18 protein-coding genes are annotated in these 16,085 nt (G+C 54.9%); 9 read left to right on the top strand and 9 right to left on the bottom strand.

The window, feature by feature from the left end; translation table 11 throughout:
* Positions 1 to 126: 126 nt before the first annotated feature.
* The gene (pspG, locus tag SPH27_RS19745) at positions 127 to 369 is read left to right on the top strand and encodes an envelope stress response protein PspG (protein ID WP_023310044.1); all 243 of its coding nucleotides are present in this window, start codon (positions 127 to 129) and stop codon (positions 367 to 369) included.
* 184 nt (positions 370 to 553) lie between these two features.
* Here pspG and SPH27_RS19750 read toward each other — a convergent pair whose 3' ends face one another.
* The gene (locus SPH27_RS19750) at positions 554 to 1,537 is read right to left on the bottom strand and encodes a quinone oxidoreductase (RefSeq protein WP_039264131.1); all 984 of its coding nucleotides are present in this window, start codon (positions 1,535 to 1,537) and stop codon (positions 554 to 556) included.
* A 66-nt stretch (positions 1,538 to 1,603) separates the two neighbouring features.
* Here SPH27_RS19750 and dnaB point away from each other — a divergent pair, with 66 nt between their 5' ends.
* Together dnaB and alr are read left to right on the top strand one after the other, a co-directional pair.
* The gene (dnaB, locus tag SPH27_RS19755; protein WP_023310046.1) at positions 1,604 to 3,016 is read left to right on the top strand and encodes a replicative DNA helicase; all 1,413 of its coding nucleotides are present in this window, start codon (positions 1,604 to 1,606) and stop codon (positions 3,014 to 3,016) included.
* Positions 3,017 to 3,032: 16 nt separating this feature from the next.
* The gene (gene alr / locus SPH27_RS19760; RefSeq protein ID WP_182072272.1) at positions 3,033 to 4,112 is read left to right on the top strand and encodes an alanine racemase; all 1,080 of its coding nucleotides are present in this window, start codon (positions 3,033 to 3,035) and stop codon (positions 4,110 to 4,112) included.
* A 51-nt stretch (positions 4,113 to 4,163) separates the two neighbouring features.
* On the opposite strand, the gene SPH27_RS19765 is transcribed toward alr, so the two are convergent.
* Entirely contained in the window at positions 4,164 to 5,294 is a 1,131-nt protein-coding gene (locus tag SPH27_RS19765; RefSeq protein ID WP_032662597.1) for a hypothetical protein, read from the bottom strand.
* A 317-nt stretch (positions 5,295 to 5,611) separates the two neighbouring features.
* Here SPH27_RS19765 and SPH27_RS19770 point away from each other — a divergent pair, with 317 nt between their 5' ends.
* Entirely contained in the window at positions 5,612 to 6,205 is a 594-nt protein-coding gene (locus SPH27_RS19770) for a response regulator transcription factor (protein ID WP_223862650.1), read from the top strand.
* Positions 6,206 to 6,290: 85 nt separating this feature from the next.
* Here the strand turns inward: SPH27_RS19770 and SPH27_RS19775 are convergent, their stop codons facing one another.
* From SPH27_RS19775 to SPH27_RS19800, 6 genes are all read right to left on the bottom strand, one after another.
* Positions 6,291 to 6,581, bottom strand: a complete 291-nt coding sequence (locus SPH27_RS19775; RefSeq protein WP_032662594.1) for a hypothetical protein — start codon at positions 6,579 to 6,581, stop codon at positions 6,291 to 6,293.
* Positions 6,582 to 6,989 carry a hypothetical protein gene (locus SPH27_RS19780; protein ID WP_032662592.1) on the bottom strand — a complete coding sequence of 136 codons (408 nt, stop codon included), beginning with the start codon at positions 6,987 to 6,989 and terminating at the stop codon, positions 6,582 to 6,584.
* Positions 6,990 to 7,054: 65 nt separating this feature from the next.
* Positions 7,055 to 7,537, bottom strand: a complete 483-nt coding sequence (locus tag SPH27_RS19785) for a ribonuclease domain-containing protein (protein WP_083239555.1) — start codon at positions 7,535 to 7,537, stop codon at positions 7,055 to 7,057.
* A gap of 18 nt (positions 7,538 to 7,555) precedes the next feature.
* Complete coding sequence (locus SPH27_RS19790) at positions 7,556 to 8,005, bottom strand: lysozyme (protein WP_047059578.1); 450 nt, start codon at positions 8,003 to 8,005, stop codon at positions 7,556 to 7,558.
* On the bottom strand, positions 8,005 to 8,607 hold the full coding sequence (locus SPH27_RS19795) for a DUF2589 domain-containing protein (RefSeq protein WP_033144414.1): 603 nt from the start codon (positions 8,605 to 8,607) through the stop codon (positions 8,005 to 8,007). The genes SPH27_RS19790 and SPH27_RS19795 overlap by 1 nt, the downstream gene beginning before the upstream one ends.
* Positions 8,608 to 8,682: 75 nt before the next feature.
* Positions 8,683 to 9,240, bottom strand: a complete 558-nt coding sequence (locus tag SPH27_RS19800; protein ID WP_023334176.1) for a DUF2589 domain-containing protein — start codon at positions 9,238 to 9,240, stop codon at positions 8,683 to 8,685.
* 206 nt (positions 9,241 to 9,446) lie between these two features.
* Here SPH27_RS19800 and tyrB point away from each other — a divergent pair, with 206 nt between their 5' ends.
* The 4 genes from tyrB (at position 9,447) to SPH27_RS19820 (ending at position 12,457) form a co-directional block, all read left to right on the top strand.
* Positions 9,447 to 10,640, top strand: a complete 1,194-nt coding sequence (gene tyrB / locus SPH27_RS19805) for an aromatic amino acid transaminase (protein WP_182072274.1) — start codon at positions 9,447 to 9,449, stop codon at positions 10,638 to 10,640.
* Between the two features lie 217 nt (positions 10,641 to 10,857).
* Positions 10,858 to 11,571, top strand: a complete 714-nt coding sequence (gene aphA, locus SPH27_RS19810; RefSeq protein ID WP_182072276.1) for an acid phosphatase AphA — start codon at positions 10,858 to 10,860, stop codon at positions 11,569 to 11,571.
* 113 nt (positions 11,572 to 11,684) lie between these two features.
* Positions 11,685 to 12,101 carry a secondary thiamine-phosphate synthase enzyme YjbQ gene (locus SPH27_RS19815; protein ID WP_023310052.1) on the top strand — a complete coding sequence of 139 codons (417 nt, stop codon included), beginning with the start codon at positions 11,685 to 11,687 and terminating at the stop codon, positions 12,099 to 12,101.
* A gap of 2 nt (positions 12,102 to 12,103) precedes the next feature.
* Positions 12,104 to 12,457: an MmcQ/YjbR family DNA-binding protein gene (locus SPH27_RS19820; protein ID WP_023310053.1), complete on the top strand. Its 354-nt coding sequence runs from the start codon at positions 12,104 to 12,106 to the stop codon at positions 12,455 to 12,457.
* Positions 12,458 to 12,460: 3 nt separating this feature from the next.
* Here the strand turns inward: SPH27_RS19820 and uvrA are convergent, their stop codons facing one another.
* Complete coding sequence (gene uvrA, locus SPH27_RS19825; RefSeq protein WP_087823799.1) at positions 12,461 to 15,283, bottom strand: excinuclease ABC subunit UvrA; 2,823 nt, start codon at positions 15,281 to 15,283, stop codon at positions 12,461 to 12,463.
* Between the two features lie 250 nt (positions 15,284 to 15,533).
* On the opposite strand from uvrA, the gene ssb1 reads away from it, so the two are divergent.
* Entirely contained in the window at positions 15,534 to 16,064 is a 531-nt protein-coding gene (ssb1, locus tag SPH27_RS19830) for a single-stranded DNA-binding protein SSB1 (RefSeq protein ID WP_029740211.1), read from the top strand.
* Positions 16,065 to 16,085: the final 21 nt, after the last annotated feature.

Genomic DNA, 16,085 nt, shown 5'->3' on the forward strand with positions numbered 1-16,085 from the left:
AAGTTCGTCAAATTCACCACGCCCTGCGAACGTTAGCGGGGCGTTTTGCTTTAATAACAACAGGTTAATACTGGCATGATTCTTGTAATGCTTACTTCATTACTCGGGAACTCGTGGGAGATCACCATGCTGGAACTACTTTTTGTGATTGGCTTTTTTGTCATGCTGTTAGCGACAGGCGTTTCGCTGCTCGGCATTCTGGCGGCTATCGTGGTGGCGACGGTGGTCATGTTTATTGGCGGACTGTTTGCGCTGACGATCAAACTGTTGCCGTGGCTACTGCTGGCCATTGCGGTCGTGTGGGTGATTCGGGCGATTAAAGCGCCAAAAGTGCCCAGTTATCAGCGCAATAACCGCTTCCGTTACTAAGGTATTGAGGGGTTCGTCACATACTTGTAACTTTTCCGGCGGCATGGCTTAGAACAGAATAGGATTTAGTTATCGAATCTGTCACTATGACTGCCGTTAAAGAATTCATCGAGCTGTACCCTACATACAGCCGAACTAAAAAAAGAAAGGGCTTCCCACGGGAAGCCCAATTTCTTTTTGGGGCTCAGGGAATCAACAAGCTCGACCCCTGCGTCGCCCGGCTCTCCAGCACCTCATGCGCACGCTGCGCATCGGTCAGCGCGAATTTCTGCGCATCTGCCACATCCACTTTGATGACCCCGCTGGCGATCAGCGAGAACAGCTCGTTGCTGGCTTCCTCAAGTTCTTCCCGGTTGGTTATGTATCCCTGCAGGGAAGGGCGCGTCACGTACAGCGAACCTTTCTGATTCAGAATACCGAGGTTAACGCCGGTTACCGCGCCTGAAGCATTGCCGAAACTTACCATCAGACCACGGCGCTGCAGACAGTCCAGCGACGCTTCCCACGTGTCTTTCCCCACCGAGTCATACACCACGCGCACTTTTTTGCCGCTGGTGATCTCCTTCAGCCGCTCAACAATGCTCTCTTCACGGTAGTTAATCACCTGCCAGGCGCCCGCCTGCAGCGCGCGCTGCGCTTTTTGTGCATTTCCGACGGTGCCGATCAGCTTCGCGCCCAGTGCTTTTGCCCACTGACAGGCGATGAGCCCGACGCCACCCGCTGCGGCATGGAACAGGAACTGCTCGTCGGGCTTAATTTCATAGGTTTTGCGCAGCAGGTAGTAAACCGTCAGGCCTTTCAGGAACGAGGCCGCCGCCTGCTCAAAGGAGATGGCGTTAGGCAGCAGGGCGGCTTTATCCGCCGGAACGTTGTGGACGGAGCTGTAAGCGCCCAGCGCAGACTGCGCGTACACCACGCGATCGCCCTCTTTAATATGCTTAACCGCGCTGCCCACTTTGACGACGACCCCGGCCGCCTCGGTGCCCAGGCCGCTCGGCATTGACGGAGGCGGGTAGAGACCGCCGCGAATATAGGTGTCGATGTAGTTAATGCCGATGGCTTTGTTTTCAACCTGCACTTCGTTTTCGCCAGGCGCGGCAGGTGTGAACTCCACCGCTTTCAGTACGTCTGGCCCACCGTGTTTCTGGAATTCAATGCGCGTTGCCATGCTCCCTCCGTAAGAAAAATATGGTAATCTTTCGACCCACTCTTTATCTCGGTAACTCCATTCACTATGGCAGGAAACAAACCCTTCAACAAACAGACTGAACCTCGCGAGCGTGATTTCCAGGTCGCAGGGTTAAAGGTCCCGCCGCACTCGATTGAAGCGGAACAGTCGGTGTTGGGCGGTTTAATGCTGGATAACGAACGCTGGGACGACGTCGCCGAGCGCGTCGTGGCGGAAGATTTCTACACCCGCCCGCACCGCCACATCTTTACCGAAATGGCGCGTCTGCAGGAGTCGGGTAGCCCGATAGACCTGATCACGCTCGCGGAATCGCTGGAGCGCCTTGGTCAGCTCGACAGCTGCGGCGGGTTTGCCTATCTGGCGGAACTGTCAAAAAACACGCCTAGTGCGGCGAACATCAGCGCTTATGCCGATATCGTGCGCGAACGTGCCGTCGTCCGCGAGATGATCTCGGTGGCGAATGAGATCGCCGAGGCCGGTTTTGATCCGCAGGGGCGTACCAGCGAAGACCTGCTCGATCTGGCTGAATCCCGCGTCTTTAAAATCGCCGAAAGCCGCGCCAATAAAGACGAAGGTCCAAAAAACATCGCCGATGTCCTCGACGCCACCGTTGCCCGTATCGAACAGCTGTTCCAGCAGCCGCACGACGGTGTGACCGGGGTAAACACCGGCTATGACGATTTGAACAAGAAAACCGCCGGTCTGCAGCCGTCGGATTTGATTATCGTCGCCGCGCGTCCGTCTATGGGTAAAACTACCTTTGCGATGAACCTCGTCGAAAACGCGGCGATGTTGCAGGATAAGCCGGTGCTGATCTTCAGCCTTGAGATGCCCTCCGAGCAGATTATGATGCGTTCTCTGGCGTCGCTGTCGCGCGTGGATCAGACCCGCATTCGTACCGGCCAGCTCGATGATGAAGACTGGGCGCGCATCTCCGGCACCATGGGCATTCTGCTGGAAAAACGTAACATCTATATCGATGACTCCTCCGGCCTGACGCCGACGGAAGTGCGTTCCCGCGCGCGCCGTATCGCCCGTGAACACGGCGGCATCGGCCTCATCATGATCGACTACCTTCAACTGATGCGCGTCCCGTCGCTTTCCGACAACCGTACGCTGGAAATTGCGGAGATTTCCCGCTCGCTCAAGGCGTTAGCCAAAGAGCTGCACGTACCGGTCGTTGCGCTGTCTCAGCTGAACCGCTCTCTGGAACAACGTGCCGACAAGCGCCCGGTCAACTCTGACCTGCGTGAGTCCGGCTCCATCGAGCAGGATGCCGACTTAATCATGTTTATCTACCGTGATGAGGTTTATCACGAGAACAGCGACCTGAAAGGGATCGCCGAAATTATTATTGGTAAACAACGTAACGGCCCAATCGGGACGGTGCGTCTGACCTTTAACGGACAGTGGTCGCGTTTCGACAACTATGCCGGTCCTCAATATGATGATGAGTAATTTCTAAGGAATTCAAATGCAAGCGGCAACTGTTGTTATTAACCGCCGCGCTCTGCGACACAACCTGCAACGTCTGCGTGAACTGGCGCCCGCCAGCAAGCTCGTTGCAGTCGTGAAAGCGAACGCTTACGGACACGGTCTTCTTGAGACCGCGCGAACGCTCCCCGATGCCGACGCCTTTGGCGTCGCCCGTCTTGAAGAAGCCCTCCGCCTGCGCGCGGGCGGCATTACTCAACCTATTCTGCTCCTCGAAGGCTTTTTCGAAGCCAGCGATCTGCCGACCATTGCTGACCAGCATCTGCATACCGCGGTACATAACGAAGAACAGCTCGCCGCACTGGAAACCGCCGAGCTGAGCGAGCCGGTGACCGTCTGGATGAAGCTCGACACGGGCATGCACCGTCTGGGCGTGCGTCCGGAAAGCGCGGAAGCGTTTTATCAGCGTTTATGCCGGTGCAAAAACGTACGCCAGCCGGTGAATATCGTCAGCCACTTCGCCCGCGCCGATGAGCCCGAGTGCGGTGCGACCGAGCGGCAGCTGGATATCTTTAACACCTTCTGCGAAGGCAAGCCGGGGATGCGCTCGATTGCGGCATCCGGCGGGATTCTGCTGTGGCCGCAGTCGCATTTCGACTGGGCGCGACCCGGCATCATTCTCTACGGCGTGTCGCCGCTGGAGAATAAACCCTGGGGGCCGGACTTTGGCTTCCAGCCGGTCATGTCGCTGGTCTCTAACCTGATTGCCGTGCGTGACCATAAAGCGGGCGAGCCGGTGGGCTACGGCGGTACCTGGGCCAGCGAGCGTGATACCCGTCTCGGCGTGGTGGCGATGGGCTATGGTGACGGCTATCCGCGCGCCGCGCCTTCGGGCACGCCGGTTCTGGTCAACGGTCGCGAGGTGAAGATCGTCGGCCGCGTGGCGATGGACATGATTTGTGTCGATCTGGGGCCTGAAGCCCAGGATAAGCCCGGCGACGATGTCGTGATGTGGGGCGAAGGTTTGCCCGTCGAACGCATTGCTGAAATTACAAAAGTGAGTGCTTACGAACTTATCACGCGTCTGACGTCAAGGGTGGCGATGAAGTACATCGACTGAGACTTGCAGATAGTCGTCCAACGGCATTAGCTGCCGTTGGACGCTTAACGCTTATTTCAACACGTTATAGATCGCCTGATTAGTCAAATAATCCGACGCGAGCCCTGACTCCGGACTGAAGCGCGAACCCTGGATGGACGAGAACCGTTTTCCGGTGCTGCCCAGCGAGACATAGCGCTCCCCCCCATCGTTTTCCGAAATGGTGTACACCGTTTTCTGCATCTCGGCGAATAGCGGAGCGTTGCGCTGAATGGCCTGATGCAGTTCCAGCAGCTGCACCCCATCCAGATTGAGCTTTTTATCCAGCGTGACGCCCCATCTTTGCAGGCAAACTTCGGCGAAATGACGCACGATCGTGCCGGGCTCATGGACCACTTTTTCCCCGCTATTCCCATTGGCCGAAGCATTCCCCACCAGCGTAGCGTGGCGGCCGGACATGGGATAAATATGGACTTTTGTCGCGCTATCGGTCTGTGGAATGACGCACGAGAAACCTTTTGATCGCTCATGTCTGGCATAGAAAGCCACATACTCCTTCACGTTGCTGCCCAGAGTAACTTTGTCCGCCTGGAAATTGCCCATGCCCGGAACCGGATCGACCGCAAAAATATTCACCGGAATCGTCGTTAAAAGGGGGTCGGCCAGCATTGCATTGGCAAGCATATGGCAGCTAATTCCGCCCCGGCTCCACCCAACAAGGTTCACCTGAGTGGGCAGGATCTGCCCCTGACGGAAGGTTTTGATGATTTGCTGCTGCAGCGCCTGCTGGGTCACTTTACGATCGCCATAGTCATATTTGCGCCACCAAAAGGAACCGGTAACCTCAACGTCCTGAATCGGTACGCCCGCCTTTTTAAGCTGCTCATAGTTTTCTTTTGTGAGCTTCTCACGCTGCCAGTCAACGTGGCCCTTGATAATATTGATCGCATGCTGAACATTCTCATTCCAGCCGCTGCCCAGAAGCTGGGCGCGAAGCTGAGAATATTCTCCGCTTTTGACCCAAAGCTCATCGCTTTGTAGATTGCCGCTCCCCGGACCATCAAGAATGACCCATTCGGCGAACTCTTTACCCTTGTTATTGGCTGCCAGAGAAGAGATGAGCTCGCCGTTCCAGTAATTAGCATGAGACTCATCAAATTTATTAGATCCAGTACCACAGAAATACACTGTTAGTATTGTCATAAATGACCTCATTGAAATATTAATATGTAGGTGGATGGCACGCGTGCAGTAAAATAATAAGTGCCAGCAATATTTCTGGGAATATGCTATTGAGCCCAGGCTGTTTTTAATAACGATAAGATCGTTCTTAATTAAACATGGCTATGTTTAATGTGTAGTACTGCTTAACTTTTTGCTTTGGGTATATGACGTTTGCCTTATGCCGAATGCTGTTTTTACAGTTTTGCAATAGCACGCATACTTAATTTCGGAATAAGTTGGTTGAATAACCTAAGAAAATAGATTTCACACGGGGTTATGCTACGATGAATATATTAATGATCGATGAATTACCGATCTTCATTCACGGTATGAAAACAGAGCTGGAACGCGTAATGCCGGAATGCACTGTTTTTGCAGCGAACAACTTTGAAGATGCACACGCAATTTTAACCTCTATGCCGGTCAGCATTATTTTGCTGGATGGTGAAATGAAGTGCCGTGATTTTATCACTAATTTGATGACAAACTGGCCTGAGCTACCGATCGTGGTGATGTTACGAAAAACGACGGATAAGATATTCAACTTCTACATCCGCCAAAGCATTAAGGGCATTTTTACCAAGGATCTCCCCGCCGAGAAAATCAGCCAGATACTTTGTATGGTCTCCTCGGGGGTGGTCTGTTTTCCGGAGCAAGCCGTGGTCCAGCGAGAACAACCCACTGGCGGGTTGCCGATCTACTCCCTGAGTCGTCGGCAGAAGGAAGTTCTTAAGCTGCTGGCGAATGGGGGAACAAATAAGCAGATCAGCCGGCAATTGAATATCAGCGCAGGTACGGTCAAAGTGCATCTGGAATCCATCTTTCACCGATTACAGGTCAACAATCGGACACAGGCCGCAATGCTCTATTTTAAATATATGTCTAATTAGCCGCTTTTCAGCAAAGCGAAAGGCTGCAGTCAAAATGCGTTAAAAGAAAAGCGCAACAGACAGACCTCTGTTGCGCTTTGTTTTTTTAACGGTACTGAGATTTGAAATAATATATCACCACCACCAGCGTTCCGAAGTCCTGCAATAGCCAGAATGGAAAGCTGTCACTCAGTATATCAGCACCGGTAAGAATAAATTTCATGTTTAAGCTGCTTTCACCAAAAAAACCAAAGGCGAGGGCGGCTAAGCCAATTTTACACATTACCGGCAGGGCATGGACTCTTCGGCTATAGGCGGCGAACAAAATCAGCAGCGATGTTATCAGGTCGACGAAGATAATAAAGGGAAGTACCCAGCCATTCATTATGTTAAGCATTTATTCTCCATCGGGTTTGTTGTGGGTTAAATCAGGCGGAGAAAGTGATTCATGTCTGACTTTATTTTTGATGACGCTTGCAACATCAAAAATATCGCGTTGTTCATGCCGGCGAAAAAAGTTGGCCAGCCAGACGATCAGGCCATTACTCATTGCCCCGAGGATATACCCTAAACCAAGCGTGATATCGGCCTGATTAAGGTCTATCTTTAACCAGCGGGCTGCTAATCCACCTAATGCGACGGCCGCGCCCATGCTGATTCCACCAAAAATAATGCCTGCCATAAATCGGCTGTGCTGGTGCAATCGCTGCGGTTGCCAGAAAAACGAGATACTGACGCCGCCAAATAAACCTGAAAAAGCCAGCAAGGCTTCACTGATGAGGGTCGGGAGATAGATGTCAGACATACGTTCATCCTCTGCAAGGATAAATCCCCTCGGAAAAGGGGATTTATTATCGTAACGGGCGCTTATTATTGGCAGGGATCCAGCTCAACAATATGCTGATACTTATCGGTCGTAATAAAGCGCTGTTGCCCTGACAGGCTGTAAATCAAACGCTTGGGAGAGCGATATCCCTTCACGACATCGACATCCGCGCTAAGCCAGGGCTGACTGGAAGGAAGAGCGCGATCGCTGTATTTATCGCCACCGATCCATTTTTGATTGGTGGGTTTAAGACCCCAAAGCGATTCGCTTTCACTTCCCGACCAGCCGAGGCGTTTGGCCTCATCCGAGGTAATATAGCGGTCGGGCAGGCGCCCAAAATTTTTTATATGACGAAGCGTTGTCGCCAGATCGGTCACGTTATTGACGGGCACCATACCCTGAGAAGATAAAAAGGTGTTGGCTTCCTTTATTTCCTCTTCGCAGGTTGGCATGGCGGCGGTTGCCTGTAACACGTTGAATAACGAAACAGACAGTACGGCCATTTTCACTATGTATAGTGGTTTCATTGTAATTTTCCTGTTGAATTAACTAAGAAATAGCTTCATTTCCGCCTCGCGGCGTCGGGTAAGCCCGGTCAAAACCTTACCGCCTGCCTTATTCCAGCTTTTGAACTGCAGTGCGGCGCCCTGGATATCGCCTGCATTGAATTTTTTGAGCAGCGTGGATTTCTTTAAATTGCCCACGCCAAGGTTGAAGGCGAACGAAACCAGCGCGTCGAATTGGTTCTGCGTCGAAGCGTTGTTCAGCAGTTTTTTCACGCCGTCCTCGGTGCGTTTCAGATCTTTGCGCAGCAGATCTTTGGCTTCACCGGTGGTAATTTTGGTGAGCTTTTCCATCTCCTCTTTGAGGATCAAATGGCCGTAGCCGATGGTCCATAAACCTACGGCATCGCGATAACGCTCCAGCCTCAGCCCTTCAAACTGGCAAATAAGCTGAATGCCCTTGTCACCTGTACGTTCTGGTTGTTTTTGCATTACGGAGTCTCCTCTGCTTTCGGGCGGGGAATCACCTTGTTGGTGTATTCGTCAATCAAACGCATGACGCTTTCCGGTGGCTCAAGTGCGGTAAATTGCATCTCTACATCGACGTGGCGGCTGTCACGCCCGCCTTTGTTATCGCTGGAAGGCGAAAGGCTGACGTGAAAGCGGCCAAATTCGTTTTCACCGGACTGGCGGGAAGGCGCCTGCATGCCTTCCGTGCGGATCGTCAGGTTGACCTTCATCTTTTCCAGCATCAGCCCGCGCGGTGTCGAAAGCGCGACTAAGGGCAGGTCAAAGTAGTGCTTTTCATCCAGCGCCAACTGTACCGTGCGTGGAATTAACGAACCGTCTTCTGCGGGTTCGAAAAAGGGATCCAGCGCCTTCATATACTGCTGAGCAATCAGTTCGTTGGCCGCAGTGGCCGCGTACTGCATCCCACGCGTGATATCTTCAAGCGAGATCGGCACGCCGGGAATATCGGCTGGAGGCGCTGGAGGCGTGTTTTCCTGTACCGGCGGCGTGCCTTCATCCTCTTTGCCCGCCCTGTTTTCCGGCTCCTCATCCTTGCCGCCGCGCAGCCATTTTTTAAAAGACATATTTCGCTCCTGGAAAAAGGGCTACCCGGGTAGCCCCTGCGTTACGGAATCGCACGTATGTCGCGGCGTGGAAGATTATTGCGCGGCGACAGGCTTGGTTTTGGCGTTGGTCAGGTAATCAATCACGCGCTGCAGAGCTTCAGGTGGCTCCTGGCGTTTAATCTGGGTATGAATGGAATATTTCGCGCGTGTATCGGTCGAACGGGTCTGCTCCGATTTATGGGAGACCTTGCCGGTCATTTTCGCTTTGAAAACGCCCCAGCCGACGGACGCTTCCACGGAGGCCTCCGCTTCGGTGCTGCTGGAACTGGCTTCGCTCTGGCTCACTTCCAGCTCAAAGTCGATAGTGCCGTCCTCAATGCAGATGATAGGGTGGGTGACCGCCGCCAGGAGCGGAATACTCATCTTGCGAGTCACGCTGCCTTTATTGACCCCCTGTTCGTCTACCACGGTTTCGTCGTAATCGAACTCGATCGCGACAGCTTTGCCGTCTTTAATACAGACGGAGAGCAGGAAGTCGGTATAGGCCTTGCTCGCCTGGACCTGTGCTTTGATCATCGCCTGCAGCGGACCGCCGATCATATGTTCCAGCGGCAGGGCGTTAATAACTGAACCAATAAATTGTGAATCCATGATGTGAACTCCTTGAATCAGTGAATGCGCGGTTGCGCAGGAGCCACATTACGGAAAGCGAGAAGGGGAAAATATTGGGTAAATGTCATGGCGAGAGGACGCAAAAAACCTATGCCGATCGCAGGATAATCTTAAGGGGTGGTGTTGAGTGATGTTCCGGTTTATTGTTGAAATCCCTGCCTCATCGAATTCCGGAGAACCATCGCGTGTTTCAGAAAGTTGACGCCTATGCCGGCGACCCTATCCTCTCCTTAATGGAGCGTTTCAAAGAAGATCCTCGCAGCGACAAAGTAAACCTCAGCATCGGTCTGTATTACAACGAGGATGGCATCATTCCTCAATTAAAAGCCGTTGCCGAAGCCGAAGCGCGTCTGAACGCTGTTCCACACGGTGCTTCTCTTTATCTGCCGATGGAAGGGTTAAACGCCTACCGCAACACCATCGCTCCGCTGTTATTCGGTGCCGATCACGCGGTGCTCGCGCAAAAACGCGTGGCGACCATCCAGACGCTGGGCGGCTCGGGTGCGCTGAAAGTGGGAGCAGACTTCCTGAAAAAATACTTCCCGGATTCAGGCGTATGGGTCAGTGACCCGACGTGGGAAAACCACGTTGCGATCTTCGAGGGCGCAGGTTTCAACGTGGCGACCTATCCGTGGTTCGACAGCGAAACGAACGGCGTGCGCGTTGAAGCGCTGCTGGAGAAACTAAACACGCTGCCGGCGCGCAGCATTGTGCTGCTGCACCCATGCTGCCATAACCCGACCGGGGCGGATCTCACCAACGCCCAGTGGGATGCGGTGATTGAGGTACTGAAGGCCCGCGACCTGATTCCGTTCCTCGACATTGCCTACCAGGGCTTTGGTGCGGGCATGGAAGAAGATGCTTACGCCATCCGCGCCGTGGCCTGCGCCGGGCTGCCAGCGCTGGTCAGCAACTCCTTCTCTAAAATCTTCTCCCTGTACGGTGAACGCGTTGGCGGTCTGTCCGTGGTTTGTGAAGACGCCGAAGCGGCGGGTCGCGTGCTCGGCCAGCTGAAGGCGACGGTGCGCCGTATTTACTCCAGCCCGCCAAACTTTGGTGCGCAGGTGGTGGCGACGGTTCTCGGTGACGAACAGCTGAAAGCGTCCTGGCTTGCCGAAGTGGAAGCGATGCGTAAGCGCATCCTGTCCATGCGACAGGAGCTGGTTAACGTGCTGAAAGAGGCCGTGCCGGGACATAACTTCAACTATCTGCTCAAGCAGCGTGGGATGTTCAGCTATACCGGTCTGAGCGCGGCGCAGGTCGATCGCCTGCGGGAAGAATTCGGCGTCTATCTGATCGCCAGCGGCCGTATGTGCGTGGCGGGCCTGAATGCCAGCAACGTTCATCGCGTGGCGCAGGCGTTTGCTGCTGTAATGTAAGCGCTTACCAACCAGCCCTCTCCCTGTGGGAGAGGGCTGGGGTGGGGGCATCAGGCCGCACAAATACGTTGCCCGGCATTCTGTGATCGTCTTCTTTTTATTCCGCTTCATAAGCAAAAACTCCTTCCCTTCACCTCCCGCTGGGGTTATGGTCGGATAGTTTTTTGACCATCCGCTCAAATTAAAACGATAACAAACTGAATATTCAGGGGAAAATATGCGCAAGATCACACTGGCGCTCAGCGCCGCCTGCTTATTGTTCTCGCTTAACAGCGCCGTCGTCGCACGAGCTTCTGCCCCGACGCCGCTTTACACCGGCACCACCGCCGCCATTCTTGCCGAGCAGGCACCCATTCACTGGGTTTCAGTGGCCCAAATTGAAAACAGTCTGATCGGCCGCGCGCCAATGGCCGTGGGTTTTGACATTGACGATACCGTGCTTTTCTCAAGCCCCGGCTTCTGGCGCGGGAAGAAAACGTATTCACCCGACAGCGAAGCGTATCTGAAGAACACGGAATTCTGGGAAAAAATGAATAACGGCTGGGACGAATTCAGCATCCCGAAAGAGGTTGCCCGTGCGCTTATTGCTATGCACGTGAAGCGCGGTGACAGCATCTACTTTGTTACCGGCCGCAGTCAGACCAAAACCGAAACCGTCTCTAAAACGCTGCAGGATGATTTCCAGATCCCGGCGACCAGCATGAATCCGGTCATTTTTGCCGGTGACAAAGAGGGGCAAAACACCAAAACCCAGTGGCTGGAAAAGAAAAATATCAAAGTATTCTACGGCGATTCGGATAACGACATCACCGCCGCGCATGACGTGGGAGCCAGAGGGATCAGGGTGTTACGTGCCTCTAACTCGACCTATCGACCGCTTCCGATGGCCGGAAAGTTTGGCGAAGAGGTGATCGTCAATTCGGAGTATTAAGTACCCGGCAGCGGGTTTGACTCTTTTTTAATCAAATCTCGCTGCTGCGGGTTTTACCTTTCGTCTTCTTGCTGCACACTTAGAAAGATTCATCTTTCATCACGGAGCAGCACATGTGGTACCAACAGACCCTGACCTTAAGCGCTAAACCACGCGGATTTCACCTGGTGACGGATGAAGTCATCGGGCAACTCCGCGACCTGTCGCGGGTGAAAACGGGTTTGCTGCATCTGCTGCTTCAGCACACGTCCGCCTCTCTCACGCTTAATGAAAATTGCGATCCCACCGTCCGGTCCGACATGGAGCACCATTTTCTGAAGAGCGTCCCGGACAACGCGCCTTACGAGCATGACTATGAGGGGGCGGACGATATGCCTTCGCATATTAAATCCTCCCTGCTGGGCGTATCGTTGATGCTGCCGGTTCACAACGGGCGGCTGCTGTTGGGAACGTGGCAGGGGATCTGGCTGGGAGAGCATCGCATTCACGGTGGTTCGCGTAAAATTATCGCCACGCTACAAGGGGAATAAAGATGACAATTTCGGAGATACTTCAGTACTGCATGAGCAAGCCCGGCGCGGAGCAGAGCGTTCATAGCGACTGGAAAGCCACGCAGATTAAGGTGGGAGATGTCCTGTTTGCGATGGTGAAAGAGGTGGAAGGCCGTCCGGCTGCGTCGCTGAAAACCAGCCCTGAACTGGCGGATTTGCTACGTCAACAGCATGATGACGTGAGGCCGAGCAAGCACCTTAATAAGGCGCACTGGAGCACCGTCTATCTGGATGGGTCGATTCCTGGCTCGCAGATTTACTACCTGGTGGACGCGTCCTATCAGCAGGCGGTTGAGCTGCTGCCGGAAACCACCCGACAGCAACTCTCCGTGTGACAATTACAGCAACGGTTTAAGGAAGCGCGCGGTGTGCGAGGCTTCGCACTCTGCAACGGTCTCTGGCGTACCGGAGACGAGAATTTCACCGCCGCCGCTGCCGCCTTCCGGGCCGAGATCGACAATCCAGTCCGCGGTTTTAATCACGTCCAGGTTATGTTCGATGACCACGATGGTGTTGCCCTGATCGCGCAGCTGATGCAGCACGTCGAGCAGCTGCTGGATATCGGCAAAGTGCAGGCCGGTGGTCGGCTCATCCAGAATGTACAGCGTCTGACCGGTGCCGCGTTTTGACAGCTCACGCGCCAGCTTCACGCGCTGCGCTTCACCGCCGGACAGCGTGGTTGCCGACTGTCCCAGACGAATGTAGGTCAGGCCCACGTCCATCAGCGTCTGCAGCTTACGCGCCAGCGCAGGGACGGCGTCAAAGAATTCGCGCGCCTCTTCGATGGTCATGTCCAGCACTTCGTGGATGGTCTTGCCCTTGTACTTAATCTCCAGCGTTTCGCGGTTATAGCGTTTGCCTTTGCACTGGTCGCACGGCACGTAGATATCCGGCAGGAAGTGCATTTCAACCTTGATCACGCCGTCGCCCTGGCACGCTTCGCAGCGGCCACCGCGCACGTTAAAGCTGAAACGTCCTGGCGTATAGCCGCGGGAGCGCGCTTCCGGCACACCGGCAAACAGTTCACGTACGGGCGTGAAGACGCCGGTATAGGTTGCCGGGTTAGAGCGCGGGGTACGGCCAATCGGGCTCTGGTCAATGTCGATAACTTTATCGAAATGCTCCAGACCCTGGATGTCGCGGTACGGCGCAGGCTCGGCCAGCGTCGCGCCGTTCAGCGCCGTCTGCGCAATCGGGAACAGCGTATCGTTGATCAGCGTCGATTTACCGGAACCGGACACGCCGGTGATGCAGGTAAACAGGCCAACCGGCAGCGTCAGGGTGACGTCTTTCAGGTTGTTGCCGCGCGCGCCGGTCAGCTTCAGCACTTTTTCCGGATCTGCCGCTACGCGCTGTTTCGGCACCTCAATCTTACGCTTGCCGCTCATGAACTGACCGGTCAGCGACTCGGGCACCGCCATGATGTCCTTCAGCGTCCCTTCCGCGACCACCTGGCCGCCGTGTACGCCAGCGCCAGGGCCAATGTCGATGACGTGGTCAGCCGCGCGGATCGCATCTTCATCGTGCTCGACCACGATCACCGTGTTGCCGAGGTTACGCAGGTGGACCAGCGTGCCGAGCAGACGCTCGTTGTCGCGCTGGTGCAGGCCGATGGACGGCTCATCCAGCACGTACATCACGCCTACCAGACCCGCGCCAATCTGGCTCGCCAGACGGATACGCTGGGCTTCACCGCCGGAGAGCGTTTCTGCCGAGCGGGAAAGCGTCAGGTAGTTCAGGCCGACGTTCACCAGGAATTTCAGGCGATCGCCAATCTCTTTCAGCACTTTTTCGGCGATTTTCGCGCGCTGGCCGGAGAGCTTCAGATTGTTGAAGAAGTCCATCGCATGGCCGATGCTCATGTCTGAGATAGTCGGCAGCGCGGTGTTTTCCACAAACACGTGGCGCGCTTCGCGACGCAGACGCGTGCCTTCACAGGTGGCGCAGGAGCGGTTGCTGATGAACTTCGCCAGCTCCTCGCGCACCGCGCTGGATTCGGTCTCTTTGTAGCGGCGCTCCATGTTGTGCAGCACCCCTTCGAACGGGTGGCGGCGCACGGAGGTATCGCCGCGATCGTTCATATACTTGAACTCGATGTTCTCTTTGCCGGAACCGAACAGGATCACTTTGTGCACGTTCGGGCTCAGGCTCGCCCACGGGGCTTCGACGTCGAACTTGTAGTGCTCCGCCAGCGATTTCAGCATCTGGAAGTAGTAGAAGTTACGCTTGTCCCAGCCGCGAATGGCCCCGCCCGCCAGCGACAGCTCCGGGTTCTGAATCACACGGTCCGGATCGAAATATTGTTGAACACCCAGGCCGTCACACGTCGGGCACGCGCCCGCCGGGTTGTTGAATGAGAACAGGCGCGGCTCGAGCTCGCGCATGCTGTAGCCGCAAATCGGGCAGGCGAAGTTGGCGGAGAAGAGCAGCTCTTCCGCTTTTGGGTCGTCCATGTCGGAGACCACGGCCGTGCCGCCAGAGAGTTCCAGCGCCGTTTCAAAAGATTCCGCCAGGCGCGTGGCGAGATCGTCGCGTACCTTAAAGCGGTCAATCACCACTTCGATGGTGTGCTTCTTCTGCAGCTCCAGCTTTGGCGGGTCGGACAGGTCACACACCTCGCCGTCGATACGGGCGCGGATATAGCCCTGGCTTGCCAGGTTTTCCAGCGTTTTGGTGTGTTCGCCTTTTCGCTCTTTAATGATCGGCGCCAGCAGCATCAGGCGTTTCCCTTCCGGCTGCGACAGCACGTTATCCACCATCTGGCTTACGGTCTGGGCCGCCAGCGGGACGTCGTGGTCCGGGCAGCGCGGCTCGCCCACGCGGGCATACAGCAGACGCAGGTAGTCATGAATTTCGGTAATGGTACCGACCGTTGAACGCGGGTTATGCGAGGTGGACTTCTGCTCAATAGAGATAGCAGGGGACAACCCTTCAATATGGTCGACATCCGGTTTTTCCATCAGCGACAGGAACTGACGCGCGTACGCAGAGAGCGATTCAACGTAACGACGCTGTCCTTCGGCATACAAAGTGTCGAAAGCCAGTGAGGATTTGCCAGACCCCGAAAGCCCGGTCACGACAATGAGTTTGTCGCGAGGGATTATGAGGTTGATATTCTTGAGATTGTGGGTGCGGGCGCCCCGAACTTCGATCTTATCCATTCACCTTTCCCGGTTGGAACACGGATTGCCTGATTTGTTTGAAGGACAAACGGCTGTCAGAAACGGCTAATTATGACACAATTTGACCTGTTTGAATATACAGTATTGGAATGCATTTTCTGATTGGCTGTGTAACAATGTGGAGTTGCGAGAGAACTCTGGAACGTGCTACGCAACTATCAAAGTGCAGCATGGAAATGGTACACTCGCGCGTTTACACTATTAAGAAACGTATTCAGGAGACACGAACATGGCCAGCAGAGGCGTAAACAAGGTGATTCTCGTCGGTAATCTGGGCCAGGACCCGGAAGTACGCTACATGCCGAGTGGTGGCGCAGTTGCCAACATTACGCTGGCTACTTCCGAATCCTGGCGTGATAAAGCGACCGGTGAGATGAAAGAGCAGACCGAATGGCACCGTGTAGTGCTGTTTGGCAAACTGGCCGAAGTGGCCGGTGAGTATCTGCGTAAAGGTTCTCAGGTCTATATCGAAGGCCAGCTGCGTACCCGCAAATGGACCGATCAGGCCGGCGCTGAGAAGTACACCACAGAAGTCGTGGTCAACGTGGGCGGTACCATGCAGATGCTGGGTGGCCGTCAGGGCGGTGGCGCACCGGCAGGTGGCGGTCAGAGCCAGCAGCAGGGCGGTTGGGGTCAGCCTCAGCAGCCGCAGGGCGGCAACCAGTTCAGCGGCGGCGCACAGTCTCGTCCGCAGCAGCAGTCTGCTCCGGCGCCGTCTAACGAGCCGCCAATGGATTTCGACGACGACATTCCGTTCTGATTTCCGCGTGCTGAAAACAAA

Origin of the sequence: Enterobacter sp. A103 (genome assembly GCF_034427535.1) — a bacterium.
GTDB lineage: Bacteria > Pseudomonadota > Gammaproteobacteria > Enterobacterales > Enterobacteriaceae > Enterobacter > Enterobacter asburiae_B.